This is a genomic window from Actinomadura mexicana, from assembly GCF_900188105.1.
GTDB classification, from domain to species: domain Bacteria; phylum Actinomycetota; class Actinomycetes; order Streptosporangiales; family Streptosporangiaceae; genus Spirillospora; species Spirillospora mexicana.
This window is the reverse complement of the sequence record NZ_FZNP01000014.1, coordinates 174,232-199,583: the sequence shown is the minus strand read 5'-3', so window position 1 is coordinate 199,583 and position 25,352 is coordinate 174,232. Positions and strand designations below refer to the sequence as shown.

The following is a 25,352-nucleotide window of genomic DNA, read 5'->3' as shown; positions in this document are numbered from 1 at the left end:
CGAGATCCGCCAGCGCCACCCCGTCTTCGGCGTCGGCTCCTACGTCGAACTGTCCGCCTCCAACCCCTCCGTCCTCGCCTTCACCCGCGAGATCACCGAGGACGAGAGCCCGTGGGACGAGATGGACACGGTCCTGTGCGTCAGCAACCTGTCCCGGTTCCCCCAGCCGGTCGAGCTGGACCTGCGGCGCTTCGAGGGCTACTCCCCCGTCGAGTGCATGGGCGGCGTCCAGTTCCCGGCCATCGGCGAACTGCCCTACCTGCTCACCTTGCCCGGGCACGGATTCTTCTGGTTCCAGCTGGTTCCTCCCGAGGACGGCGATCCCGGCGCGGGCGCAGGGCCGGGCACGCGCGCGGGAAGGACCGTCTGACCGTGCTTCCTCCAGAGCAGGACCTCGTCCGGGACCTCGCCGAGTGGCTGCCGCGGCAGCGGTGGTTCGGCGGCAAGGACGGCCCCATCCACGACATCACCATCGGCACCGCCACCGACCTCCGGCACGGCGACCCCGCCCTGCACCACCTCGTCCTCGACGTCCGCCAGGATGGCACCACCGACCACTACCAGCTCCTCCTCGGCGCCCGCCGCGACCTGCCCGACCGGCTCCGGCACGTCGAGATCGGCGGGCCCTGCGGCGACCGGGCCGCGAAGGCCCGGCTGTACGACGCCGCGCACGACCCGGAGCTGACCCGGGTGCTGCTGGACGCCCTGGCGAGCGGGGCGTCCGCGGGCCCGCTGCGGTTCCACCACGCCGACGGCGCCCGCATCCGGACGGACCTGGCGAGCCTGCCCATGACCGCCGAGCAGAGCAACACCTCGCTGCTGTTCGGAGACGAGTACATCTGCAAGCTCTTCCGCCGCCTGTCCCCCGGCGTCAACCTCGATCTGGAGGTCAACCTCGCGCTGACCCGCGGCGGCTGCGCGCACGTCCCGGCCGTCCTCGGCTGGATCGAGCTGGACCCGGGGCCCGGGGCACGGGCTGGCGGGGGCGGGGAGCCGGTCACGCTCGCCCTCCTGTCGGACTACCTGCACACCGGAGTGGACGGGTGGAGCCTCGCGATCGCCAGCGTCCGCGACTGGTTCGCGCACACGCCGCCGCCCGGCGGCGGCGAGTGGGCGGAGCTGGACGCGAGCGCCGCCGGCGGCGACTTCGCCGCCGAGGCCGAACGGCTCGGCGCGGCCACCGCCGAGGTGCACCGGGCGCTCGCCGACGCGTTCGGCGTGACGGTCGTCCCGGCCGGGGAGGTCCGCGCGATGGCCGCGCGGATGAACGCCGAGCTGACCGCCACGTGCCGCGCGGTGCCCGGCCTCGCGCCCCACGCCAAGGCGCTCACCGAGGCGTTCCTGGACCTGGCCTCGCGGGCCGGGCCGCTGCCCGTCCAGCGCGTGCACGGCGACTACCACCTCGGGCAGGTCCTGCGCACCGAGTCGGGATGGACGGTGCTGGACTTCGAGGGCGAGCCGGCGCGGACGCGGAGCGAGCGCCGGGCCCTCGCGCACCCGCTGCGCGACGTCGCCGGAATGCTCCGCTCGTTCGAGTACGCCGCGCGGTTCCTCATCACCAAGGCGGGCTCGGTGCCGAGCGAGTCGGGGCCGCGGCTGGAGACCCGGGCGCACGCCTGGGCGGCGCGCAACCGCGCCGCGTTCTGCCGCGGCTACGCGGCCGGCGGCGGCCCGGATCCGGCCGCGCATTCGGTGCTCATACGCGCGTTCGAATTCGAGAAGGCCGTCTACGAAGTGCGTTACGAGGCGCAGAACCGGCCGGCCTGGCTCGCCGTTCCACTGAAATCCCTGGCCCATCTGACCGCATGATCAAAGACACTGAAGGCCGCCTCCATTTTCGCGCCATGATCACGTAAAATCGGCCCGCTCCCACAATTCCGTGCCGATCAACGGGTACCCGATCCCTCGGCGGGATGATGATCACCTGCCGAAACCCGAACGGAAACGGAGAGCAGAGGAATGTCCACCGCACGCCACTCGCAGGAGACCGGAAGCGCAAGCGGAGCGATCGCGGGCCATAGCGGCCGCGGCCGGGCGGCCGACCGAAAACGGGGCATGCTCCGAACGGCCGTCACGGCGACGGTGACCGGGCTCGCCCTGACGGTTCCGCTGGGTTCCACGGCCTTCGCCGCGCTCAACCCGACGGTGCTGAAGAGTCTGCACCTCGACGCGGCCACTCTGGAGAAGGTCCAGGCGTACGACAAGTACCGGACGCGGGAGACCGTCCAGCGCAAGCGCGCCAAGAAGGCTCTGCGGTTCGCCCGCAAGCAGGTCGGCAAACCCTACCGCTGGGGCGGGGACGGGCCGGGAGGCTACGACTGCTCCGGTCTCGCGATGGCCGCGTGGCGCAAGGCGGGCGTCAGGCTGCCCCGCGTCACCTACGCCCAGTACCGCCAAGTGGACCGGAAGGTGCGGATGGGGGAACTCCGGCCCGGGGACCTCATCTTCTTCCACGGCCGCAGCCACGTCGGCATGTACGTGGGGCACGGCCGGTTCCTGCACGCGCCCCATGCGGGGGCCAGCATCCGCATCGACAGGTTCGGCGCGGCCCGCAAGAGACAGTTCGCGGGCGCGGTGAGACCCGGCGCGCCCGCCTACAGGGAGTGGTCGCCGTCCGTGCGGGAGCTCGTCGAGAAGATCGACCGGATGGGCGCGGAAAAGCGAGCCGACCAGCCCCCTGATAGCGAGCGGACCCCCCAGATTCCGCCACACCGCAGCACATCTCCAAAGAAATCAGACAATCCCCCAATTACCGCCCCCGGACACATCCCGGCGGGAAAGGCCGCGCCACCCGGCGGCCACTCCGCGAGGCCGGACGATTCCGCGGCACAGGCTCCGCGAAGCGACGGACCGTCGAACGAGTCAAAGCCTGAGCCCCGGCCGAGAGCCGTGGCGCACCCGAAGTCCTTCTGGAACGGCCCCGGCATCGAGCCGTGGGCGAAGTACGTCGCTCCCTAGCCCCTTTCCGCCGCCCCGGCGCCGTGCGCGCCGCGCACGGCGCCGGGGGGCGCGTCACAGTCGACCTGGAGGGCCGTTCGCGCCGGAGGCGTTCGCCTGGTGATCCGCGGCCGCCGGTGCGGAGTGGACAGGCCCCCGGCCCGGGTCGCGGCGGGGTAGCGTTCCCCCTGTGAACGATCAAGACAGGCCGTCCCTGGCGGACATCCCCCACGACGTCCCGACGTCCGCCCGCGCCTATGGCTGGCTGCTCGGCGGCAAGGACAACTACGAGGTCGACCGGCAGTTCATCCGGGGGCAGCTCGAGCACCACCCCGCCGGGCTCGACATCACCCGGCAGAACCGCCTGTTCCTGTACCGCGCCGTCCGGTACCTGGCCGCCGAGGCGGGGATCCGCCAGTTCATCGACATGGGCTGCGGGCTGCCCACCGACGCGAACGTGCACCAGGTCGCCCGCGAGTTCGCGCCCGACTCGCGGGTCGTGTACGTGGACATCGACCCGATCGTCCTCGCGCACGGCAGGGCGCTGCTGGCCGGCGACTCCTCGACCACGGTCATCCAGGGCGACATGCGCGACCAGGACGCCATCCTGGAGGATGCCGAGGTCAAGCGGCTGATCGACTTCGACGAGCCGGTCGCGGCCCTGTTCCTGTCGGTCGGCCACCACCTGCCCGACGCCGACGACCCCCGCCGCGTCCTGAACACGATCATGGACCGGGCCGCGCCGGGCAGCCACCTCACCTTCTCCCAGGTCGCCTGCGACGACCCGGTGCGCAGCGCCGAGATGACCGCGCAGGTCACCGGGGCGGGTATCCCGTGGCAGACGCGGACGCCCGCCGAGATCGACGCGCTGCTGTCGGAGTTCGACCCCGTCGAGCCGGGCCTCGGCAACCTGGTCGACTGGCGCCCGCTGGACGTGCAGCCGCCGCTCGCCCCCGTCCCGCCCGAGCTGGAGCAGTACGAGGGCGCCTCCAAGCTGGACCGCGGCATCTACGAGTACGGCGGAGTCCTCCGCAAGCGCTAGAGCGACCGCCTCGAAGGCCGCCGTCCCGGGACCCGGGACGGCGGCCTTCTCCGTGCGAGGCGTTGCCGAAGCGGCAAGAGGACGGGACCAAGGGGACGAGTCATGCTAAGTTGCCACTGAAAATCGTTTTCATTTTCAGGAGCCTCCATGATGTCTGCTCAGCGCGCCCGCGTCCTCGGGGCGGGTGCCGCCCTCACCGCCTCGGCGCTCGGGGCCGCCGCCTGCGGATCGTCCTCCGGCGCCGGGGCCGCGGAGGCGGTCTCGGTCGTGGCCTCGACCAACGTCTACGGGGACATCGCGCGGCAGATCGGTGGTGACGAGGTCAAGGTGACCTCGTTCATCAGCGACCCCGCGCAGGACCCGCACTCCTTCGAGGCGGGCACGCGCACCAGGCTCGCGCTGTCCAAGGCCGGGGTGGTCATCGAGAACGGCGGCGGCTACGACGACTTCATGGACACGCTGCTGAGGGGGTCCGGGTCGAAGGCCCGGGTGCTCAACGCCGTCCAGATCTCCGGGAAGACCGCCCCGGCGGGCGAGGAGCTGAACGAGCACGTCTGGTACGACCTGCCCTCCGTCGCGCTGCTGGCCGACCGGATCTCCGCCGCGCTCGCCGAGGCCGACCCCGAGGACGCGCGGACGTTCTCGTCGAACGCCGCCTCCTTCAAGGCGAGGCTGAAGACACTGGAGGGGAAGGTGGCGGCAGTCAGGGCCGCGCACTCGGGGGACGGCGTGGCGGTCACCGAGCCCGTCCCCGGCCACCTGCTGGCGGCGGCCGGACTGGTCGACCGAACGCCGGAGGAGTTCAGCGAGGCCATCGAGGAGGGGGACGACGTCCCGCCGCGGGCGCTGCGCGACACACTGTCGCTGCTCACCGGCGGGAAGGTGCGGGCGCTCGTCGCGAACGTGCAGACGAGCGGCCCGCAGACCGACAAGGTCCGCGAGGCGGCGGGCGAGGCGGGCGTGCCGGTGGTGCCGGTCACCGAGACCCTCCCGGCCGGCCGGGACTACGTCGCCTGGATGGACGGCACCATCGCCGCGCTCCGGAAGGCGCTGTCGTGATCACCTTGCGCGGCGCGACGCTGTCCTACGGCGAGCGGACGCTGTGGCGCGGGCTGGACCTCGACGTGCGGCCCGGCGAGTTCCTCGCCGTCGTGGGCTCCAACGGGTCGGGGAAGACCAGCCTGCTCAGGGTGCTGCTCGGGCTCCAGCGGCTGTCGTCGGGAACAGTCGCGGTGGACGGGCGCCGCCCCCGGCGGGGCAGCGACACCGTCGGCTACGTCCCGCAGCACAGGGCCGTCCCGCCGCACACCCCGCTGCGCGCCCGCGACCTCGTGCGGCTCGGCATCGACGGCCACCGCTGGGGCCCCTGGCGACCGCGCCGGGACGCGCGCCGCCGGGTCGACGCCGTCCTGGCCGACGTGGGCGCCGCCGCGTTCGCCGACGTCCCGCTCGAACTCCTCTCGGGCGGCGAGCTGCAGCGCGTTCGCGTCGCGCAGGCCCTGGCCACCGGCCCGCGCGTCCTCCTGTGCGACGAGCCGCTGGCCTCCCTGGACGCCGAGCACCAGCGCATCGTCGCCGGGCTGGTGGAGCGGCGCCGCCGCGACCACGGCACCGCGGTCGTGTTCGTCACGCACGAGATCGACCCGATCCTCCCCTTCGCCGACCGGATCCTCGACATGGGCGCCGCCCACGGTGCGCAAACTTCCCTCCAGGAGACGGCATGAGCTGGCAGGAGGCATGGCACGAGATCTTCAACTTCCAGGACTACGGGGCGCTCCTCGGGCTGGTGCGCAACTCGCTCGTCGCGGGGGCCGTGCTCGGGCTGGTCGGCGGGCTCGCCGGGACGTTCGTCGTCATGCGCGACCTCGCGTTCGCCGTGCACGGCATCAGCGAGCTGTCGTTCGCCGGGGCGGCCGCCGCCCTGCTGGCCGGGGCGAGCGTGGCGGGCGGCTCGATCGCGGGGGCCCTGGTGGCCGCCGGGCTGATCGGGGCGCTCGGCGCGAAGGCGCGCGACCGCGGGTCGGCCATCGGCGTGCTGATGCCCTTCGGGCTCGGGCTCGGCGTGCTGTTCCTGTCGCTCTACCAGGGCCGGTCGGCCAACAGGTTCGGGATCCTCACCGGGCAGATCGTCGCGATCGACACGCCGCGGCTGTCGTGGCTGCTGGCGACGTCGGCGGTGGTGCTGGCGTGCCTCGCGGTCATGTGGCGCCCGCTGGCGTTCGCGAGCCTGGACCCGGACGTCGCGGCGGCGCGGGGCGTGCCGGTGCGGGCGCTGTCACCGGCCTTCATGCTGGTGCTCGGCCTGGCGGTGGCCGTGTCCGTGCAGGTCGTGGGCGCGCTGCTGGTGCTCGCGCTGCTCTGCACGCCGGCCGCGGCGGCGGTGCGGGTCACCGCGTCGCCGGTGCTGGCGCCGCTGCTGAGCGCGGCGCTCGCGACGGTGTCGGTGCTGGGCGGGATCCTGCTGTCGATCGGGTCCAGCATCCCGATCAGCCCGTACGTCACCACGGTCTCGTTCCTGCTGTACGGGGCGTGCCGCGCGGTGGGCGCCGTCCGGACCCGGCGGGGGTGGACGGCACGGCGGGGCGCGCGGCTCGGCACCGTCCCAACATGATCTTTTGGCGCCCGCCCGGGATTGCCTCCCGGTCGAGCGCCGCACCGTGCCCCGCGTTCCCGACATTTCGGATCCTGGATCGCCAGGTCGTTGCGATTCGCTTACCCGGGCGTGGGCATCGCCGCGACCTGCACGGGAATCATCTGGACTCTTGCGACGAACGGGGCGATTGGGAGGGGCGCGATGTGGGATTTCGCGGGCCGGGACACCGCTATCGACCTGGGCAGCGCGACCGTGCGGATGCATGTGAAGGGCCGCGGCGTCGTCTGCCGTGAACCGTCGCTGCTCGCCCGGTCCCGGGACACCGGACGCATCCTCGCCCTCGGCGTCCCCGCGCGGGAGATGGCCGGGCGCAACCCCGACGTCACGCTCGTGCGACCCATCCGCGAAGGCGCGCCGACCGAGACCGACGAGGCCGAGTACCTGATGCGGCACCTGGTGCGCCGCCACCACAGGCGCCACTACACCGCGCGCCCGCGCCTGGTCGTCACGGTCCCGAGCGGGCTGACCTCCGTCCACTACCGGGCGCTGCAGTTCTCCGCCTACCAGGCGGGCGCGCGGCGCCTCACGCTCGTGCCGACGCCGATCGCCGCCGCCATCGGGATGGGCATGACCTCCTGCGGGCGGCCCGACATCACGATCATCGCCGACATCGGAGCGGACGTCACCGACGTGGGCGTCATCGCGTTCGGCGGCCTGGTCACCTCGCACACCGCGCACGTCGGCGGGTCGGCGCTGGACCGCGCCATCGCCGCGCTCGTCCGGCAGGAGCACGGCATCGCGCTGTCGCTGGCGGGGGCGGAGGCGGCCAAGCTGGAGGTCGGCGCCGTGCCGCCGCTCGGCCGCCGCCCGGTGCGGCAGACCGTCGCGCACGGGCGCGACATCGCGACGGGCATGCCGCGCGGCGTCGTGCTGACCACCGTGGACGTCGCCCGCGCGATCTCCGGTCCGGTGGCGCGGATCGTGGACGCGATCGGCGCCGGCCTCGCCGGCTGCTCGCCCGAGATCTCCGGCGACCTGCTCGGCGTCGGCATCACGCTCACCGGCGGCTGCGCCCGGCTGCCCGGCCTGGAACGGCTGATCCAGGACCGGACGGGGCTGAGCGCGCGGGTCGGGGACGACACCGGCGACGCGGCCGTGCTCGGCGCCGGCGAGGTGCTGCGGTCCGCCGGGTCCCGGGAGCCGTCCGCCCGCGAGGTCTCACCGCGCCCGCACCTGCTGACGAGCCTGGCGGAGTACTGAACGCGGCCCGCCGCGCGCTGCCGAGGGCACTGCCGTGCCGGTTACACTCCCACTCCCATGAGCGACGCACCCGACCGCGAGGGACCGGGAAGCCCGCGGCTGCAGGAGGTCTCCGACGGGATCTTCGCCTACCTCCAGCCCGACGGCACCTGGTGGATCAACAACACCGGCTTCCTCACGGGCGCGCGGGGGGTGACGAGCGTCGACTCCTGTTCGACCGAGCGCCGCACCCGCGCGTACCTGGAGTCGATCCGGTCGGTCACGGACCGTCCCGTCCGGACGCTGGTCAACACCCACCACCACGGCGACCACACCTTCGGCAACTACCTGTTCTCCGGCGCGACCGTCGTCGGCCACGAGGGCACGCGGGAGGGCGCGCTCAGCTGGGGCATGCCGTTCGACGAGCCGTTCTGGACGAAGGTCGACTGGGGCGGCGTCGAGATCGAGCCGCCGTTCCTCACCTACACCGACGGTGTGACGCTGTGGGTGGACGACCTGCGCTGCGAGGTCCGGCACGTCGGGACGCCCGCGCACACCACCAACGACTCCATCGTGTGGATCCCGGAACGGCGGGTGCTGTTCTGCGGCGACCTGCTGTTCAACGGCGGCACCCCGTTCCTGATGCAGGGCTCCGTCGCGGGCGCGGTCGAGGTCCTGGAGGAGGTCGTCGCGCCGCTGGGCGCCGAGACGATCGTCCCCGGGCACGGACCCGTCGGCGGTCCCGAGCTCATCGATCAGGTGCTCGGCTACGCGCGGTTCGTCCAGGCGACGGCGGCCGAGGCCCTGCCGGCCGGGCTGTCGCCGCTGGAGGCCGCCCGCGAGGCCGACCTCGGCCCGTACGCGGAGCTGACCGACCCCGAGCGCCTCGTGGGCAACCTGTACCGCGCCTACGCCGAACTGGACGGGCACGCGCCCGGTGCGCCGATCGACCTGGCCGCCGCCCTGAACGACATGGTCGCCTTCAACGGGGGCCGCCCGCTCACCTGCCGCGCGTAGCGGCGCGTCAGCGCAGCTCGGCCGCGGTGACCAGGCGGATGTGGGCGCTGGCCCAGGCGCGGGTCATGCCCTGCGGGTCGTCGGCCCCGAGCGCGGCGGTGAGGGCGGCGAGCGTCCCGGCGGAGGTGCGGAGGCCGGCGCGTTCCAGCGTCCCGCCCGCGCGGGCGATGCGCTCCCGCGTCCCGGACGGCAGGCGCAGCAGGCCCCGGTGGGCCGCCTCCGCGCAGGCGGCGAGCGCCTCGTCCAGCGCCCCGGCCAGCGGATCGGGCGGGGCCGCGGGCGGGGCCCCGAGGGCGGCGGTGCCGTCGCCGGGGGCGAGGTCGGGGACGACGAGGCCGCCGTCGGTCAGCACGGCGAACGGGTCGATGACGAGGCCCCCGCGGTCCCTGCGGACGGCGCCCGAGACGAACCGGGGCTCCGCCGCGAGCGCTCCGGCCAGGGCGTCCAGCGCGGCGGGGCGGTGCGGGCTGTAGTCGGCGCAGACGCGCGCCGGGGTGCCCGCCGCGTCGGCGACCACGGCCTCCAGCCGCTGCGCCCCGGGATGGAAGCCGATGTCGCGGACCTCGGCGATCTCGACGACGCGGACCAGCTCCGCCTCCACGCGGGGCCGCACGAGGCGGGGCGGCAGCGCGTCCAGGGCCCGCCCCTCGGCGGCCAGGTCGCGCACGAGCAGCGCGGCGGGCAGGTTCTCCCAGGTGTCGCCGAGCGGGGTGACCGTCGTCCTGGCGATCCGCCCGGCGGCGACCCGGACGACCCGCCCGGCGCTGCGCGAGGCGCTCTCGGACACGATGTTCGCGGCGGCGAGGGACCGCAGCGCCGACCCGAGGACGCGGCGTCCGGCGAGGTCGGCGCCGGTGAGCCGGTCGCCGTCCGGGACGTCCCAGCGCCGTTTCAGCACGAGGACGATGCCGGTGCCGGTGTGCGCGAGGAAGACGTCGGCGGTGCGGGCCGCGGGCGTGCCGCCGACGCGGCAGCCGAGGGCGGCGAGGCGGACGCGGCGCAGCGGCGTGTCCGCGGCCTCCTCCGTGCCGAGCACCTGGGAGCGGGCGGCGCCGCCGCGCACGGCGCGGTGCCGGGCGTGGACCTCGGCGAGAAGCTCCGCGACGCGCGCCGGGTCGTGGTCGGCGCGGCGGTCGTGGTGGGCGGCCAGCTGTTCGGCCAGGTCGCCGAACGCGGCGGCCGGCCAGTGCCGGCCGGCCGCTGCGAGGTCGGCGGCGGTGCGTCCCAGCGCGGTCACGAGGACGGGCCCGGCGTGCGCCGCGCCCTCCAGGAGGACCTGGTCGGCGAGGTCGAGGGCGGCGTCGAGGCCGTCCCCGCCGGCCTCGGCCGAACCGCCGACCTCCAGCCGGACCTCCTCGCCCTCCAGGCCGCGCTCGTCGGCGGCGCGGAACGCCCAGACGGCCAGCACGGTGACCTCGCCGCGCACCGCCGCCACCGCGTCGGTGTGGACGTAGCCGAGCTCGCCCGGCACCAGGAACCGGACCGTGCAGGTCTGCAGCTCGACCCGCGCCACCGGATCCTGCGCGGTGGGACGGCGGATCTTCGCCGAGTACCCGGCGCGGAGGCCGCGGCGCGCGGCGGTGAGGGCGCGCCGCCCGAGGACGCGGGCGAGCGCGGCGTCGTCGAAGGCTCCCGGCGACCAGCCGGCGGTCGGCTCCGGGACCTCGGGGGCCTCCGGCCCGGCGGCGGTCCGCTGGTAGGCCAGCACGAGGCAGATGCGATGGCGGCACGTCCCGGTCGCCCCGCAGGAGCAGCGCGCGGCCTCCAGCCCCGCTCCGGCGGGCAGGGAGGCCGTGGTCCCGTCGGGGAAGGCGCCGTCGATCCCGCCGTCCGGGGAGACGGTGACCTCGGGACCGCCGCCGGCGTCCAGGTCCTTGGCGGCGCGCTTGACCAGCCCGCGGTTGGCGAGGGCGGCGAGCGCGTCCGGGGTCAGCGCGAGCAGGTCGGCGCGGGTCATCGGCCGATCCGTTCCGCGACGAACGCGGCGAGCCGACCCGGCGTCATCGCGCCGACGTGGGCCCCCTCGTCGGCGAGGCGCTGCGCCGTCCTCCGGTCGTAGGAGGGGTTGGCCTCCTCGTCGAGCGCCGCCAGCCCGAGCACGTGGGTGCCCTGCTGGACGAGCCGCCGCACCTCCTCGACGAGCCGGTACTCGTTCCCGCCCTCGAAGAAGTCGGTGATGACCGCGACGATCGACCGGCGGGGGTTCTCCACCAGGCCGGCGCCGTAGGCCACGGCCCGCGCGATGTCGGTACCGCCGCCGAGCTGCACCTTCATCAGCAGCTCGGCGGGGTCGGTCACGTCGGAGGTCAGGTCGACCACGGCGGTGTCGAACGCGACGAGGTGCGTCCTGAGGCCGGGCAGCCCCCACAGGCAAGCGGCGGTGACGGCGGCGTGCACGACGGACCCGAGCATGGAGCCGGACTGGTCGACGAGCAGGATCATCTGCCACTGCTCGACGTGCCGCCTGGTCCGGGACACGAACCTCGGGTTCTCGATGTACAGGCGGCGCTCGTCCGGCCGGTAGTGGGCGAGGTTGGCGCGGACGGTGCCGTGGAAGTCGAAGTTGCGGGAGTTCTTCACGCGGCTGGGCCGCCGCGTGCGGGTGCCGTGGAACGCCTGCCGGACCTCGGTGGCCAGCCGCTCCGTCAACTGCCGGACGACCGCCTCCACGATCTTCCTGGCCAGCGCGAGGACCTCGGGGTTCATCAGGTGCTTGGTCCGCAGGACGGCGCGCAGGAGCGCCTCGTCCGGCTCGATGCGCTCCAGGACGGCCGGGTCGGTGACGATCTCGTGGATCTCGTAGCGTTCGACGGCGTCGCGTTCGAGCCGCTCGATCGTCCCCTTCGGGAAGAGCCGGTGCACGGCGTCGAGCCAGTCGACGGTGGTGAGCTGGGACGGCCCGGTCCCGCCGGTGCGGTCGTCGGACCGGTCGGTCCCGGCGTCGCCGCCCCCGCCGGAGCCGCGCCGCACGCCGCGCCTGCCGAGGTCGGGGTCGCGCCCGTACAGCCAGCCGAGCGCCGCGTCCCGTTCGGCGGCCTCGCCGCCCAGCGCGCCCGTGCACGACTCGGCGGGCGAGCCGAGGACGAGCCGCCAGCGTTCCAGGTCGGGAGGGATCACGATGCCTCCTCGCTGCTCTGTGCGGTGGTCCGGCTCTCCGGATCCGCCGTGAGGCCCGCGGCCGCGAGAGCCCGGTCCACGCGGGCGTCCAGCGCCAGGGCCTCGGCGGTGAGCAGCGGCGCGTCAGGAGCGCGCAGCAGCGCGCGGGCGGAGCCGCGCAGGCCCCGGCGGTCCAGCAGCCCCTGGGCGATGGTCGCGCGCTCGCGGGGCGGGAAGAACTCGAACGCCTGCCGCAGCGCGGGCAGCGCGACGAGGAAGTCGTCCTCGCTCAGCCCGGCGACCAGCTCGTCCAGGACGCCGAGGACGGCGGCGCCCGGGTCGAGCACCTCCTGCCTGGCCAGCGCGAACAGCCCGGCGAGCCAGTCGCCGAACGTCGCGGGGCCCGCCGCTCCGCGCACCGCCCGGGCCGGGTCGCAGGCGTCGCCGAGGGCGCGGGCGAGCCCGAAGGCGGCGCCGCGCAGGTCGGGCGGGGCGCCGCCTTCGGCGGCGACGCGGCGGGCGACGCCGAGCGCCGCCTCCCGGTCGAGGCGCAGCGTGCCGGAGGCGTGCAGCAGCGCGTCGCGGACGGCGGCGAGGGCGCTGAGCCGGCGCAGGTCGGCGGGCGCGGGGCCGCCGCGCACGCCCTCGGCCAGCCACAGGATCCGGTCGGCGCACTCCTCGATGACGGTGCCGAACAGGGGGCTGCCGGCCGTGCCGAGGACGCGGTCGTGCCGCCACAGCCCGAGGACGGATCCGAGCGCGGCGCCGAGCGCGGCGATGTCGGAGGCGCCCGCGATCCCGGCGGAGATCGACTCGGCGATCCGGCCGGACTGGTCCGCGCAGCCGCACAGCGCCGCGTCGAACAGCACGGCGGCGAGGCGCTCCATGTCGGCGCCCGCGGCGCTCATCCGCTCGTCCAGGACGGCCGCCGCGGCGTCGGCCAGCGTCGGCCCATAGGCACCCGCCTCGATGAGCGCGGCGTGGCGGCGCCCGTCGCGGTCGGAGGCGTGCACGGTCCAGCGCTCCTCCAGCACCGGGTCGGCGCCCGTGGCGGGGCCGGACTCGCGGTCCGCGAACGGGATCCGCAGGACGCGCAGGCGGTGCAGGGCCCGGCTGCGCTCCAGCCCGCGCGGGGTCGTCAGCTTCAGCGCGACCGGGCCGTCGCGGTCGAGCCCGAGCCGCGCCAGCTCGGCCGCCGCATGGCCGGCGAGCGGCGGGGCGGGAGTGGCCGGGTGCAGGCGCCCGGCCCGGTCGCCGCTCAGCGCGTCGACCATCTCGGCGACGGCCGGGTGCGCCCCCGGCGCGAGCGCGCCGCGGGAGGTCCACGGGAGCCGCTGGTCGAGGTCGTCGTTCACCAGCGCCGACACCAGGCCGTCGAGCAGGTCGGTGCGGGCCGGCGCGGGGTGGCCGCGCAGGCGGGTGAGGCCGCCGGTGAGGGTGCGGGCGGCGATCAGGTCGGCGGTCGACACGACCTGCCCCCGCTCGCGCAGCCGGGCCACGACCGTCTCCACGAGCGCCCCGGCCGCCGCGTCGGGGCCCTCCTCCCAGAGCCGCTGGTAGTACTCGGGCGACGGCATGCCCGACTGGTAGCCGGTGAACGCGTCGAGGCGCCGGAACGAGTACGGGACGAGGAAGCTGCCGCCGGCGGCGTCGCCGGGCGGCTCGGGCACGCGGGGCCACGCCGTGCCGCCGGACGCGGCGAGCGCTTCGAGGGCCGGTTTGTGGAAGCCGCCGGTCACCACGACGACGGGGCGGTCGCCGGCGTCGGCCTCGGCCGCCCGCACCCACTGCGCCATGTACGACTCGCGGGCGGTGTCGTCCTCCCCGGCCTCCGCCTCGCCCCTCAGGAGCCCGAAGTAGGCGTCGAGCCGCTCCCCCGCCCCCTCGGCGTCGATCTCGAACAGGTGGTCCCAGAGGATGTCGGTGTTGTCGACGGCGAACTCCCGGCACAGCCGCGCGGTCACCTCGGCGTAGCGGCGTTCGGCGTCGGCGTAGCGGTTGCTGCGGCCGGCGAGCGCCGGGTGCCAGGCCGGCAGGTCGATGAACCGCAGCTCCGCCCCGGCGGCGCGGCCCTTGTTCAGCGCGACCCATTCCGGGGAGTAGGCGCAGAACGGCGACCAGGACGCGTGCACGCGCTCGGCGTCCCGGTAGTAGCTGAAGACCGCGACGGGCGGCTCGTGGCCGAGGAGCAGCTCGCCGATCCGGTCCCCGAAGTCGGCGGGCCCCTCCACCAGCACGTACGCGGGCCGCAGCCGCCGGATCGTCTCCCGGACGAGCCGGGCGCAGGCGGGGCTGTGGTGCCGGACGCCGACGAACGTGACGCCCATCAGCCGGGCAGCAGGTGCCGGGCGGCGTGCAGCGCCTTCCACTGCTCCCCGTCGCGGCGGGGCGCCTGCTGCTCCAGGTAGCGGCGCAGCCGGGCCAGGTCCTCGGGGTTGTCCTTGGCGGCGGTGCCGGCGAGGCACTCGACGATGTCGGCGGCTCCGCCCTCCTCGCCGCGCAGGAACCAGCCGCGCACCCCGACCTGGTGGGCGACCGACACCGCCTCGGCGGTGCTCATCACCGCCGACAGCCGGTCCATGGACCGGCCCTCCTCGGTGGTGGCGTCGCGCAGCTCCCGGAACACGGTGACGAGCACTTCGAGGACGTCCCGGCGCGGCGCGACCTCGACGCCGCTGTGCTCCAGCAGCCGTCCCGCCTCCTGCTCGACCAGGTCCAGTTCGGTCGCGAAGTCGGCGATCGGGAACACGGTCTCGAAGTTGAACCGCCGCTTGAGCGCGGCGCTCATCTCGTTGACGCCGCGGTCGCGGGTGTTGGCGGTCGCGATGATGTTGAACCCGTCGCGCGCGAACACCATCGCGTCCGCGCTCTGCCCCCCGTGGGAGGAGGGCGCCCCGCTCCCCGCGGAGGCCGCGCGGGACAGCTCCGGGATCGCCAGGACGCGGTCGGACAGCGGCGACAGCAGCGAGTCCTGCACCTCCAGCGGGCAGCGGGTGATCTCCTCGAACCGGACGACCCTGCCCTCGGCCATCCCGGTGAGCAGCGGCGCCGGGACGAGGGAGCGCGTGGACGGCCCCTCCGACACCAGCAGCGCGTAGTTCCACGAGTACTTGATCTGGTCCTCGGTGGTGGCCGCGCCCCCCTGGATCGTCAGCGTGGAGGTGCCGCTGACCGCGGCCGCGATCAGCTCCGACAGCAGCGACTTCGCCGTCCCGGGCTCGCCGACGAGCATCAGCCCCCGGCTGGTGGCGAGGGTGACCAGGGCCCGGTCGATGAGGGCGGTGTCGCCGACGAACTTGCGGCGGACGCCGAGCGTCTCGTCCCCGACGATGAACCGCCGCGCGGCCGTCAGGCCGAGCGCCCATCCGGGCGGCCTCGGCCCGGGGTCGCTCTCGCGGAGCCTCTCCAGCTCGCCGGCGAACCGGATCTCGGCCGGGGGCCGCTGGTGGCCGGCCGGGGCCCGGCCGGTGGTGTCGCTCACTTCTCGGCCGCCTCGGCGAGGGTGGTCAGGTCGGACAGGATCTCGGACGCCGTGACGGGGTGCAGCTCGCCGAACGTCAGCGAGGTGCCCTTGCCGGGCCAGAAGTCGGTGGGCTCCGTCGCGAGCCAAACGTAATCGAGGACCTGGTGGTCGCCGGTGGCGTCCACGGCGCCGACCGAGATGCCGGGGTCGAGGCCGACGACGACGTAACGGCCGTCGGCGACGCGCCGGGAGATCCACCGCTCGCCGCCGGCGTCCAGCGGGATGCCACGGTCCCAGCCCAGCTTGACCAGGCCGAGGACCTTGCCGAAGGGCACCTTGAGCCCCTCGAACCGCTCCAGCCGGCCGCCGCCGCGCTCCTGCTCGGTCAGCGTGTGGACCGCGCGGGTGAGCTGCGGGAACGGCTGCGTGATCTCGTAGTCGGCGAAGACCTCCGACCACGCCTTCGCCATGTCGCCGAGATCCAGCGGGTGGGCGATGCCGACGCGCGCCGACTCGGGGAGGGCGAACGCGTCGTCGCCGGCGTCGGCGAACGTCCGGTCCTCGGCGATGCGGAACGCGGCGGTCGTGCCGCCGTCCTCCGACAGCCAGACCAGACGGCGGGCGATGTGCCGGACGAGCGGGTGCCGCACGATGTACTCGCCGAACTCGGCGAGCGTCCAGCGGCGCCGCGTCACCATCGCCTGCTCCAGCCTGCGGAGCTGGTCGGCGGCGACGGTGCGGACGTCCTTCTTCAGCCCGGCGAACGCCTTGTGGGCGGCCGGCGCGAGTTCCGGGTCGTCCTTGGCGCCGGGCTTGGGGAGGGACTTGCGCTGCCTGCCGTCCTCGTCGGCGACGAACGGCTTGAGCTGCTCGTCGAACCGGACGAGGAAGCGGCGCGGCCCGTAGTCGAGGGTCATGCCCCCCTCGGCGTCGAGGCCGAGGTCCGGGACGAGCCGGTCCGCGAGCTGGTCGGTGGTCAGGTCGAGCCGTCTCGCGACCTGCCGGATCCTCTCCTGCGCCTCCGCCTGCAGGCCCTTGAACTTCACCTTCTGGGCGATGCCGTGCAGATGCATCAGCGCCACGTCGGTGCCGATCTCGGCGAGCACGTCCAGGCCGTGGACGGCGTTCTTGTGCCCGCCCTCCCCCGGCCACGCCCGGATGACCGGAGTGAGGAGCCGGACGGTGTCGTCGTCGCCGGTGCGGCCGAGCTGCCGCAGGGCCCAGGCGTCCTTGGACGGCTTGCCGGCGTCGAGCCACTGCCGGAACAGCGCCCACCCGAACTCGGCCACCGTGCCCGGTGCGCACGCCTCCGCCAGTTCGTCCATCCCGTACGGGGTCGGGAGGGCGAGCAGCCCGACCAGGTGGCCGACCGCGTCCCGGGAGAGGGCGCGGTCACGGCCCCGCAGCAGCACCTGCGGGAGCGGCGTCGGATCCACCCATGCGCCGATCCTGGGAGGCTGGTCGAGACCCGTCTCCACCGGCGGGGTGGACAGCAGCGTCCGGATCGCCTCGGCGGCCTCCTCGCCATGCGCGTCGCGGGCCGCGGCCACCACGCCGTCGAGGCCGCGCAAGTCCTGCACGTACCGCAGGGCGGTCTCGGCGTGCCGCCAGTCCTTGGGCTTCTCGCCGAGCGCCGCCGGGACGAGCAGGGGCACCGCGCCGAGCCCGTGGCGGCCGAACCACTGGCGGGCCGGGACGAGGAGCGCGCCGCGCCTGACGAGCCCCTCCGCCATGAACATCGCCACGTCGCCGTCCAGGTACGGCATCAGCGGCTCGCAGCAGGTGTCCGGGAACGCCTTGGCCGTGCGGAGCGCCGGGGGCAGGGCGTCGAGTCCGTAGCGGGCCGCGAGCGGCCGCATCCACACGTGAGCCCACCGGACGCCGTAGCCCTTCCAGCGGGGCATGAGGGGACGGATCAGCTCCTGCGGCCCGTACACCATCAGCTGCACGTTGCCGGAGTCGTGGCCCGCGGACTCGTAGGCCTCGACCAGCGCCTCCCAGTCGGGGTCGTCCGGCTTCTCGGTCTTCGGGTCCCAGTTGAGCCACTCCTGCAGCTCGCCGTCCCGCCACGCGAGCCGCGGCTCCGGAACCGTGAGGCCCTTCAGCACGGGGCGCCGCGGGCGCAGCCACGGCGGTTCGGTGAGCACGGCGGGCAGCTCTTCGGGCGCCGCCTCCGCAACGCGGTCGGACCCGGCGGCGACGCGCCGGACGGCGGCGGCGGCGTCCTCCGGAAGGCCGGGCAGCGCCGCGGCGACCAGTTCGGGGTTGGCCTCGACATGGGAGGCGAGCAGGTCGTGGGCGCCCGCGCGGGCGAGCAGCCGCAGCGCCCGCAGCGGGAACCTGCGCGCGGCCTCCCCGAGGGCGGCCCGGACGTGCCTGTGGTCGAGCCGGTCGAGCAGCGCCTGGAAAGCCTCGTCCGTCGGCAGGATCGCGATCGCCTCGAAGATGCGCTTGCGGTCCTCGGACTCCAGGTGGTCGCGGTCCGCCTCGGCGAGAAGGAAGGGCAGGACGCCGGGGCCGATGCCGTCGGCCATGCTGGCGAGCAGGGCCCGGGTCGCCTGGCCGTAGTACAGGCCGCGTGCCGGGTACGGCGCCGCCAGCTGCTCCGGCTTGCCCAGCGCCGGCATCACCGTCCACAGCAGGTCATGGCGGCGCGCCTGCGGGGGCGGGGCCGCGCAGCACTCGTCGACCCAGTCCTCCCGGGTCGGGACGAGGTAGGACACCAGCCAGCCCGCGCACCAGCCGGACCTGTACGCCGCGAGCCGCTCGACCGCGTCGGCGTAGTCGGCCTCGGACGCGACGGCCAGCAGCCCGCGGACGCGCCGCGCTTCCTGCTCCGGGACCCTGAGCGCGTACTCGTCCGCGATGCGGCGGGCGCCGACCGAGGTGCCGCGCCAGCTGCCGCCGCCGCCGCCCTGCCTGACGGCCTGCGTCCGGCTCAGCTCCACCAGCGCGCACGCCGCGAACGCGACCCCGTGCTCACCGACCCATGCGTCGACGTACGCCCGGTACACCTTGTCCTGGTGGTGGCCGCCCACGCCCATCGAGGTGACGGCCGCGACCGCCGCCGCGCCGGACGGATCGGCCCGCCCGTCCAGGTGCCGCCGCGCCGCCTCGGCGAGCTCGGGCTCGCCGGCTCCGTCCTTCAGCAAGGCCTCGACCGCTCCGGCCGTCCCCTCCACGAAGTCGTGGACGTCGCGCGCCGCCGATCCGTTCACCTTGATCTTGGGACCGGGCGCGCCGCCGCGCCGCGCGTGCAGCGAACGCCGCCACGCGTCCGGGACCACCAGGTCGTCCTCGCCGGGGAGCTGATCTTCCATGCCGCCCAACCGTAGAGGAGCGCGCCGACAAATCCGTAGGATCCGGTGAATGATCGACACGGGGGACCGCATCGAGGAATCGGAGACGGCCCGCGGCATGGCCGACTCTCTGCGCAACCCCTGAGGGGGCCGCCCGGTCGCGAGGTTCCGCAGGTGGGACGATGGGGGCCGGACTCGCCGGGGAGGGTGCGCATGGAGATCGGGGACGGGACGCTGGCCGTGGGCGCCGGGCGGCCGGAGGCGGAGAACTTCGCCCCGGCCCTGCCCGGGCCCGTGTTCGCGGCGCACTACCACCTGACCGGGGAGGCGAGCGGGCCCTACACCTACGGGCGCGACTCCAACCCGACCTGGACGCTGCTGGAGCGGGCGATCGGCGAGCTGGAGGGCGGCGCGGAGGCCGTCTCGTTCTCCTCGGGGATGGCGGCGGTCGCGGGCGTCCTCCTGTCGCAGGTCCGGTCCGGCGACGTGGTGGTCCTGCCCGATGACTGCTACCACACGACCCGCGCGTTGAAGGAGCGCCTGGAGTCGTACGGGGCGGTGGTCCGCATGGGGCCGACCGCGGGCGACGCCCAGATCGGGCTGCTGGAGGGGGCGCGGCTGGTCTGGCTCGAAACCCCGTCCAACCCCGACCTGCACGTGTGCGACATCCGGCGGGTGGCCGAGGCCGCGCACCGGGAGGGCGCGCTCGTGGCGGTGGACAACACCCTCGCCACCCCGCTCGGGCAGCGGCCGCTGGACCTCGGGGCCGACTTCTCCGTCGCCAGCGACACCAAGTCGCTGAGCGGGCACGGGGATCTGCTGCTCGGGCACGTCGCGACCCGCGACCCGGAGCTGGCGGAAGCGGTCCGGGTCTGGCGCAGGACCGTGGGAGCGATCCCCGGGCCGATGGAGGCGTGGCTGGCGCACCGGTCGCTCGCCACGCTCCAGCTGAGGCTGGACCGTCAGGCGGCCAACGCGCTGGCCGTGGCCGAGGCGCTGCGGGGGCGTCCGGAGGTGTCCGGGCTCAGGTATCCGGGGCTGCCGGACGACCCGTCCCACGAGGTCGCGGCCCGGCAGATGCGCCGGTTCGGCTGCGTCGTGTCGTTCGCCCTGAGGGACGAGGCGTCCGCCGAGAGGTTCCTCGGCTCGCTGCGGCACGTCATGCAGGCCACCAGTTTCGGCAGCGTGCACAGCTCCGCCGAACGGCGCGCCCGGTGGGGCGGCGACGCCGTGCCACCCGGCTTCGTGCGCTTCTCGGCCGGCGTCGAGGACACCGACGACCTGGTCGCGGACGTCCTGCAGGCGCTGGCGGCGATCGGGTAGCGCGAAAACCGGGTGATCGGCGCGGGCGGCCGGCGCTAGCGTGGCCGCCCATGAGCGACGCGCGGGCACTTCTGGAAAGCGGCGACATCGCCGGCCTGATCCGGCATCTGCGGTTCAACGCCGAGGCGATGGAGCCGGGCGAGGTCGCGCGGCTCATGGAGGGCGCGGCGGCGCTGTCCGGCTTCGACGACATGCGGGAGGCGGCCGCGGCGTTGGCCGTCCGGCAGGAGCCGCAGCAGCTCTACGACTTCGGCTACGCCTGCGTCGAGCGCGGCATCGCCTTCCTGGCGGTCCCGGCGCTGCGGCGCGCGCTGGAGATGATGCCGGACGAACCCGTCCTGCTCATGGAGCTCGTGTCGGCGCTGGAACGCGAGAACCGGCACGCCGAGGCCGTCGCGGCCCTGGAACCGCGCGTGGACGCGCTGGACCCGTGGCCCGCCCGGTACCTGCTGGCCTACAACGCGCTGTTCTCCGGGGACCTCGACCGCGCCGCCCGCGAGGCGGCGCGGCTGCCCGCGCCGGACGAGGACTGGGTCCCGGCCCGCGACCGGCTCGCGCGAATGGTCGCGCGGGCGCGGGCCGCCGGCCCGCTCGACTCCCGCGACCTGCGAGGCTGGCACTTCGCCCTGGGCGGCGGCGTCCTCGCCACGATCTCGCCCTACGGGTTCGACGACGGCATGACGGGGCGCTACGCCTACACCTCCGACAGCTTCGCCCTGTGCCGGCGGACCCTCGACCGGCTGCGGCTGGTCCTGGAAGCGGCGGGGCGGCGTCCCGTGTCGGTCGGCCTGCTGCCCGACCGGTCGAGCAGGATCGTGGGGCTCGCCGCGGCACGGCTGTTCGGGCTGCCCGCCGAACCGTTCGCCCCGGGGCGCCCCGGGGCGCTCGTGGTCGCCTACGACCTGAACGAGACGGACGCCGACGGCCTGCGGGAGCGCACCGAAGGGCAGGTGCTGTTCGAGCACGCGTCCTGCTGGACCGACCCGCCCGTGGTGAGCGCCGACGTCACCGGTTTCCTGCACCAGGTGGCGGTGGCGCCCTGGGGCGAGCGGCTGCGGGTCACGCCCGGCGGCGAGCCGGAGACCATGCCGCCGGACGAGCGCCCCGAACAGGAGCTTGCCGCCGAGATCGTCGCCGCCGCCCCCCTGCCGGACGACGGCGACGACGGCGCGCCGCCGGACCCCGACGAGCGCCTGGCGGGCTTCGTCCGGTCGGTCGCCGGCCACTGGCTCACCGGGCCGAGGGACATGGTGCGCTCCCCCGGCCCCGTGCCGAGCAGCCGCTTCGCCTAGGACGCGGTCAGGCTGGTCAGGTCGGCGAGCAGCTCCGAGACGAGCACCGGGTCGACGCCGGCGAGACCGTTCCCGATCGTGCGGGACGGGTCGCCGGGCGCCGCGCCGATCCAGACCCGCTCGATCTTCTGGACGGGGTGCAGGTCGACGTAGCCCACCGCGATGCCGGGACTCAGGTCGACCACGACGGTGACGCCCGGCGCGAGCGTGCGGGAGATCCAGTGCTCGATGCCGTTGTCCTGCGGGGCGCCGCGCCTCCACGCCGTGCGGGTGAGGCCGAGGAGCCTGCCGGTGGGGACGGTCGGCCCCTCGAAGCGTTCGAGCCTGCCGCCCTCGCCCTCGCCGTCGGCGAGAGCGAGGACGGGACGTCCGAGCTGGGGGAACGGCTGCAGGATCTCGTAGTCGGCGAACACCTGCGACCAGGCGGCCACGGAGTCGCCCAGCAGCACCGGATGGGCGATCCGGACGTCCGCCGCGGCGGCGGGCTCGACGGCCTCGTCGTGGAGGTCGGCGAACGTCCGGTCCTCGGCGAGCCGGAACGCCAGGTCGCCGCTCAGCCAGACGAGCCGGCGGGCGAGATGCCGCATCAGCGGGTGCGCGACGAGGAACGCGCCGAACTCGCCGCGCGTCCACGCGCGGCCCGTGACCATGGCGGACTCCAGCCGGGCCACCTCGGCGGAGGCGACCGCGCGGACGTCCTTCCGCAGCTCCGCGAACCGCCGGTAGGCGGCCGGGGCCAGGTCGGGGTCGTCCTTGGCGCCGGGTTTGGGCAGCGCCTTGCGGCGGGCGCCGCCCTCGTCCGACACCTGCGGCTTGAGCTGCTCGTCGAAGCCGACGACGAAGCGGCGCGGGCCGTAGTCGAGGGTGAGGGCCCCGTCGGCGTCCAGGCCGAAGTCGGGGACGAGCCGGTCGGCGAGCTGCCCGGCCGTCAGGCCGCGCCGCTCCGCGATCTGCGCCAGCCTGCGCTGCGCCTCGCCCCGCAGCCCCTTGTACCGGGACTTCTGCGCGATGCCGTTGAGGTGCGTCAGGGCGAGGTCGGTGCCGATGCCGACCAGCGCTTCGAGCCCCTGGACGGCGCTGCTGTACCCGCCGCTGCGCCCCGGCCACTCCCTGACCAGCGGCGCGAGCCGCCGGACGACCACGTCGTCGCCGAAGCGTCCGAGGGCCGACAGCACGAACCCGCTGCCCTTGGGCATGCGCGCCGCCTGCCATGCCTCGAACTGCGCCCAGACGAGCGCGGTCAGCGACTCCGGCTCGCAGACCTGGGCGGCGCCGTCCACGACGCCGGTCGCGTCGAGCCGGCCGCCCGGGCTCACCGTCAGGGCGAGCAGAAGGGTGCGGGCCGCCTCGCGGGGCAGTTCCCCGCCGTCCCGCAGGACCGGGCGGGGGAGGGCGTCGGCGTCGAGCCACTTCGGCAGGGACGGCGCCCTGACCGGCGGTTCGACGGGCGCGGTGCCGGGCGGCGCCGCGGCGAGGAGCCGGGCGACCGCCTCGGCCGCCTCGTCGCCGTGGACGCGTGCGGCCCCCACGACGTCGCCCTCGATGAGCCGCAGGGCCTTGACCGCGCCCCGGCGCGGCCCGACGCGCTTGCCCAGCGCGTCCGGCACCAGGTACGGGACGGCCGCCAGTCCGTGCCGGTCGAACCACGCGTGCGCGAGCTTCTGAGCCGATGTGAGCCGGTAGAGCCAGTCGGCGACCAGCCGGGCCACCTCGGCGGACAGGAACGGCAGCACGACCGTGCCCGTCCCGTACGGGTTCTGCTTGGCCAGCCGGACCGCCACGTCCCAGGCGGCGGTCTCGAAACGCGCCACGATCGGCTGGAGGGAATGGCCGAAGTCCCAGGTCACGTGCGGCTCCCACCCGGCCAGCAGCGGCCGCGCGAGATGCTCGGGCGCCTGCGCGAGGAACCCCGCCCGCGTGGGCTCGTAACCCATGCGCCCGTCGCGGAACTTCTCGGCGGCCTCCTCCCACTCGCCGTCCTGCCAGGACCCGTAAGGACGGACCGCGGCCCAGCTCTCGCGCTCGCCGGGCGCCCAGACGACCGCGCGGTCGTCCGGCGCGGCCAGCCCGGGGACGATGACCGGGTCGTCGCCGGACGGCAGGGGCGCCGGTTTGCGCGCCCACGGCGGGTCCAGCAGCGCCTTCGGCAGATCCATGGGGGTTCTCTTCCTCAGCTGAGCGTCGCCAGGTCGGCGAGGATCTCGGACACGGTGACCGGGTCGAGGTCGGCGAAGGACCCCGTGGCGCCGCCGCCGAGCCACCTCTGCTCGGGACGGCTCGCCCCACCGCACACCCTCCAGGTCGCCTTGCTCCCCACCTGCGGGTAGTCGGCCGTGATGTCGGACAGCCCGGCGAAGGCGCAGGCGGCGAACGGCAGGCCGTTCTCGGCCAGTTCGGGCGCCGTGCCGGGCAGCGCGAGGACGTCCTCGACATCGGCTCTGGAGGCCTCCACCAGCGCCCGCGCCCTGCCCGCCGCCGCGGCGTCGATCCGCGCCCGCGGCCACGGGCCCGGACGGTCCCGGCGGGGATGGGCGATCCGCCGCCACACGTCCGGCATCTCCCAGATGCTCTCGCCGGCCGCCACCGGCCCCGCAGTCGCCATGAGGTCACACCGTAGGGGAGATCACCGACAGAGCGGATCAGGACTCGGAGCGCATGTCCCGCTCGACGGCGTCGGCGGCCTTGCGGGCGGCGACCAGGACGGGGTCCCAGACGGGCGCGAACGGCGGCGCGTAACCGAGGTCGAGGCCCGTCATCTCCTCGACCGTCATCCCGTTCCACAGCGCGATCGCCAGGCCGTCGACGCGCTTGGCGGCGTTCTCCTCGCCGACGATCTGCGCGCCGAGCAGCCGCCCGGAGCGGCGCTCGGCGATCAGCTTGGTGGTCATCGCGGCGGCGCCCGGGATGTAGCCGGCCCGGGTGGTGGACTCGACGGCCGCGCTCAGCGTCTCGAACCCGGCCGCGGCGGCCTCGGCCTCGTTCAGCCCGGTCCGCGCGACCTCCACCCGGCAGATCTTGGAGACGGCCGTGCCGACCACGCCGGGGAAGGTGGCGTAGCCGCCGCCGATGTTGATCCCGGCGACGCGGCCCTGCTTGTTGGCGTGCGTGCCGAGCGCGATCGCGACCGGCGCGCCCGACACCAGGTGGCGGGTCTCGACGCAGTCGCCCGCCGCCCACACCCGCTCGGCGCGGGTGCGCATCCGCCGGTCGGTGACGATCCCGCCGGTCGGGCCGGTCTCGATCCCGGCGCCCTCGGCCAGCCCGGAGGCCGGCCGCACGCCGAGCCCGAGGACGACCAGGTCGGCGGGCAGCGTGTGGTTCCGCGTCCGGACCGCGGTGACGTGCCCGTCCGGGGAGGTGTCGAAGCCCTCGACCGGCTCCCCCAGGTACAGCCGCACGCCGATGCCGCGCATCGCGTCCGCGACGATCGCGCCCATGTCCGGGTCGAGGGTGCGCATCGGCTGGTCGGCGAAGTCGACGAGCGAGACCTCCAGGCCGCGCATCACCATCGCCTCGGCCATCTCCAGGCCGATGTAGCCGCCGCCGACCACGACGGCGCGGCGCGGACTCCCCTCCTCGACGGCGCGGCGGATCGCCACGCCGTCGTCGAGGATCTGCACGCCGTGCACGCCCTTCGCGTCCACGCCGGGCAGGTCCGGGCGCGCGGGAACGGCGCCGGTCGCGATCACGAGCTGGTCGTAGGGCTCCCAGCGCTCGCCGCCCCCGTCGAGGGAGCGGATCCGCACCCGGCCGCCGCCCGGGTCGATCTCCACGGCCTCGGTGCGCAGCCGCAGGTCGATGCCGCGCTCGCGGAACTGCGCGGGCGTGCGGGCGACGAGCGCGTCCAGTTCCTCCACCACGCCGCCGACGAAGTAGGGGATGCCGCACGCCGAGTAGGACGCGTGGTGCCCGCGCTCCACGGCGACGATCTCCAGCTCGTCCGGGCCGCGCAGCCTGCGGGCCTGGGACGCGGCGCTCATCCCCGCGGCGTCGCCCCCGACGACGAGCAGGCGTTCACGTGCGGCCATCCCGGTTCCTCCCGACTTACCCG

19 protein-coding genes are annotated in these 25,352 nt (G+C 75.1%); 11 read left to right on the top strand and 8 right to left on the bottom strand.

The window, feature by feature from the left end; all coding sequences use genetic code 11:
- The 9 genes from CHC11_RS30915 to CHC11_RS30875 form a co-directional block, all read left to right on the top strand.
- Positions 1-370: alpha-glucosidase C-terminal domain-containing protein (locus CHC11_RS30915; protein WP_179279089.1), on the top strand; the 370-nt coding region annotated here is incomplete at its 5' end.
- Between the two features lie 2 nt (positions 371-372).
- The gene (locus tag CHC11_RS30910) at positions 373-1,809 is read left to right on the top strand and encodes a maltokinase N-terminal cap-like domain-containing protein (RefSeq protein ID WP_089315377.1); all 1,437 of its coding nucleotides are present in this window, start codon (positions 373-375) and stop codon (positions 1,807-1,809) included.
- Between the two features lie 246 nt (positions 1,810-2,055).
- Positions 2,056-2,958 carry a C40 family peptidase gene (locus CHC11_RS30905; RefSeq protein ID WP_089315376.1) on the top strand — a complete coding sequence of 301 codons (903 nt, stop codon included), beginning with the start codon at positions 2,056-2,058 and terminating at the stop codon, positions 2,956-2,958.
- Between the two features lie 169 nt (positions 2,959-3,127).
- Positions 3,128-3,979, top strand: a complete 852-nt coding sequence (locus CHC11_RS30900) for an SAM-dependent methyltransferase (protein ID WP_089315375.1) — start codon at positions 3,128-3,130, stop codon at positions 3,977-3,979.
- Positions 3,980-4,126: 147 nt separating this feature from the next.
- Positions 4,127-5,038 carry a metal ABC transporter solute-binding protein, Zn/Mn family gene (locus tag CHC11_RS30895; protein ID WP_245919975.1) on the top strand — a complete coding sequence of 304 codons (912 nt, stop codon included), beginning with the start codon at positions 4,127-4,129 and terminating at the stop codon, positions 5,036-5,038.
- Positions 5,035-5,703, top strand: coding sequence for a metal ABC transporter ATP-binding protein (locus CHC11_RS30890; protein WP_089315374.1), 669 nt, complete (start codon positions 5,035-5,037; stop codon positions 5,701-5,703). Before CHC11_RS30895 ends, CHC11_RS30890 begins: the two co-directional genes overlap by 4 nt.
- Positions 5,700-6,590 (top strand): metal ABC transporter permease, encoded by an 891-nt coding sequence (locus CHC11_RS30885; protein WP_089315373.1) that lies wholly within the window; start codon positions 5,700-5,702, stop codon positions 6,588-6,590. The genes CHC11_RS30890 and CHC11_RS30885 overlap by 4 nt, the downstream gene beginning before the upstream one ends.
- 183 nt (positions 6,591-6,773) lie before the next feature.
- Positions 6,774-7,832 (top strand): rod shape-determining protein, encoded by a 1,059-nt coding sequence (locus CHC11_RS30880; protein WP_089315372.1) that lies wholly within the window; start codon positions 6,774-6,776, stop codon positions 7,830-7,832.
- A gap of 57 nt (positions 7,833-7,889) precedes the next feature.
- Complete coding sequence (locus CHC11_RS30875) at positions 7,890-8,828, top strand: MBL fold metallo-hydrolase (RefSeq protein WP_089315371.1); 939 nt, start codon at positions 7,890-7,892, stop codon at positions 8,826-8,828.
- Between the two features lie 7 nt (positions 8,829-8,835).
- On the opposite strand, the gene CHC11_RS30870 is transcribed toward CHC11_RS30875, so the two are convergent.
- From CHC11_RS30870 to CHC11_RS30850, 5 genes are read right to left on the bottom strand one after another with little or no spacing between them, the layout of a single operon-like run.
- Entirely contained in the window at positions 8,836-10,785 is a 1,950-nt protein-coding gene (locus CHC11_RS30870) for a hypothetical protein (protein ID WP_089315370.1), read from the bottom strand.
- The gene (locus tag CHC11_RS30865) at positions 10,782-11,945 is read right to left on the bottom strand and encodes a VWA domain-containing protein (protein WP_089315369.1); all 1,164 of its coding nucleotides are present in this window, start codon (positions 11,943-11,945) and stop codon (positions 10,782-10,784) included. Before CHC11_RS30865 ends, CHC11_RS30870 begins: the two co-directional genes overlap by 4 nt.
- Positions 11,942-14,251: a DUF5682 family protein gene (locus CHC11_RS30860; protein ID WP_089315368.1), complete on the bottom strand. Its 2,310-nt coding sequence runs from the start codon at positions 14,249-14,251 to the stop codon at positions 11,942-11,944. Before CHC11_RS30860 ends, CHC11_RS30865 begins: the two co-directional genes overlap by 4 nt.
- Positions 14,251-15,405 carry an ATP-binding protein gene (locus CHC11_RS30855; RefSeq protein ID WP_089315367.1) on the bottom strand — a complete coding sequence of 385 codons (1,155 nt, stop codon included), beginning with the start codon at positions 15,403-15,405 and terminating at the stop codon, positions 14,251-14,253. The genes CHC11_RS30860 and CHC11_RS30855 overlap by 1 nt, the downstream gene beginning before the upstream one ends.
- Positions 15,402-18,707 (bottom strand): DUF4132 domain-containing protein, encoded by a 3,306-nt coding sequence (locus tag CHC11_RS30850; protein ID WP_089315366.1) that lies wholly within the window; start codon positions 18,705-18,707, stop codon positions 15,402-15,404. Before CHC11_RS30850 ends, CHC11_RS30855 begins: the two co-directional genes overlap by 4 nt.
- A gap of 192 nt (positions 18,708-18,899) precedes the next feature.
- Between CHC11_RS30850 and CHC11_RS30845 the strand changes: the two genes are divergently transcribed.
- Positions 18,900-20,009 (top strand): cystathionine gamma-lyase, encoded by a 1,110-nt coding sequence (locus CHC11_RS30845; RefSeq protein WP_089315365.1) that lies wholly within the window; start codon positions 18,900-18,902, stop codon positions 20,007-20,009.
- A 50-nt stretch (positions 20,010-20,059) separates the two neighbouring features.
- A complete protein-coding gene (locus CHC11_RS30840; RefSeq protein WP_089315364.1) occupies positions 20,060-21,301 on the top strand; it encodes a tetratricopeptide repeat protein in 1,242 nt (413 codons plus the stop codon).
- On the opposite strand, the gene CHC11_RS30835 is transcribed toward CHC11_RS30840, so the two are convergent.
- The 3 genes from CHC11_RS30835 to CHC11_RS30825 are packed head-to-tail and all read right to left on the bottom strand — an operon-like array spanning position 21,298 to position 25,329.
- Positions 21,298-23,457 carry a DUF4132 domain-containing protein gene (locus CHC11_RS30835; protein WP_089315363.1) on the bottom strand — a complete coding sequence of 720 codons (2,160 nt, stop codon included), beginning with the start codon at positions 23,455-23,457 and terminating at the stop codon, positions 21,298-21,300. The genes CHC11_RS30840 and CHC11_RS30835 overlap by 4 nt on opposite strands.
- A 14-nt stretch (positions 23,458-23,471) precedes the next feature.
- Positions 23,472-23,903: a hypothetical protein gene (locus CHC11_RS41695; protein ID WP_179279088.1), complete on the bottom strand. Its 432-nt coding sequence runs from the start codon at positions 23,901-23,903 to the stop codon at positions 23,472-23,474.
- Positions 23,904-23,940: 37 nt separating this feature from the next.
- On the bottom strand, positions 23,941-25,329 hold the full coding sequence (locus CHC11_RS30825; protein ID WP_089315361.1) for an FAD-dependent oxidoreductase: 1,389 nt from the start codon (positions 25,327-25,329) through the stop codon (positions 23,941-23,943).
- Positions 25,330-25,352: the final 23 nt, after the last annotated feature.

Coding starts and splice junctions, on each gene's coding strand:
- CHC11_RS30845 (WP_089315365.1), top strand. CDS start 18,900: ATGGAGATCGGGGACGGGACGCTGGCCGTGGGCGCCGGGCGGCCGGAG.
- CHC11_RS41695 (WP_179279088.1), bottom strand. CDS start 23,903: ATGGCGACTGCGGGGCCGGTGGCGGCCGGCGAGAGCATCTGGGAGATG.
- CHC11_RS30895 (WP_245919975.1), top strand. CDS start 4,127: ATGATGTCTGCTCAGCGCGCCCGCGTCCTCGGGGCGGGTGCCGCCCTC.
- CHC11_RS30870 (WP_089315370.1), bottom strand. CDS start 10,785: ATGACCCGCGCCGACCTGCTCGCGCTGACCCCGGACGCGCTCGCCGCC.
- CHC11_RS30860 (WP_089315368.1), bottom strand. CDS start 14,251: ATGGGCGTCACGTTCGTCGGCGTCCGGCACCACAGCCCCGCCTGCGCC.
- CHC11_RS30835 (WP_089315363.1), bottom strand. CDS start 23,457: ATGGATCTGCCGAAGGCGCTGCTGGACCCGCCGTGGGCGCGCAAACCG.
- CHC11_RS30840 (WP_089315364.1), top strand. CDS start 20,060: ATGAGCGACGCGCGGGCACTTCTGGAAAGCGGCGACATCGCCGGCCTG.
- CHC11_RS30885 (WP_089315373.1), top strand. CDS start 5,700: ATGAGCTGGCAGGAGGCATGGCACGAGATCTTCAACTTCCAGGACTAC.
- CHC11_RS30825 (WP_089315361.1), bottom strand. CDS start 25,329: ATGGCCGCACGTGAACGCCTGCTCGTCGTCGGGGGCGACGCCGCGGGG.
- CHC11_RS30850 (WP_089315366.1), bottom strand. CDS start 18,707: ATGGAAGATCAGCTCCCCGGCGAGGACGACCTGGTGGTCCCGGACGCG.
- CHC11_RS30875 (WP_089315371.1), top strand. CDS start 7,890: ATGAGCGACGCACCCGACCGCGAGGGACCGGGAAGCCCGCGGCTGCAG.
- CHC11_RS30905 (WP_089315376.1), top strand. CDS start 2,056: ATGCTCCGAACGGCCGTCACGGCGACGGTGACCGGGCTCGCCCTGACG.
- CHC11_RS30880 (WP_089315372.1), top strand. CDS start 6,774: ATGTGGGATTTCGCGGGCCGGGACACCGCTATCGACCTGGGCAGCGCG.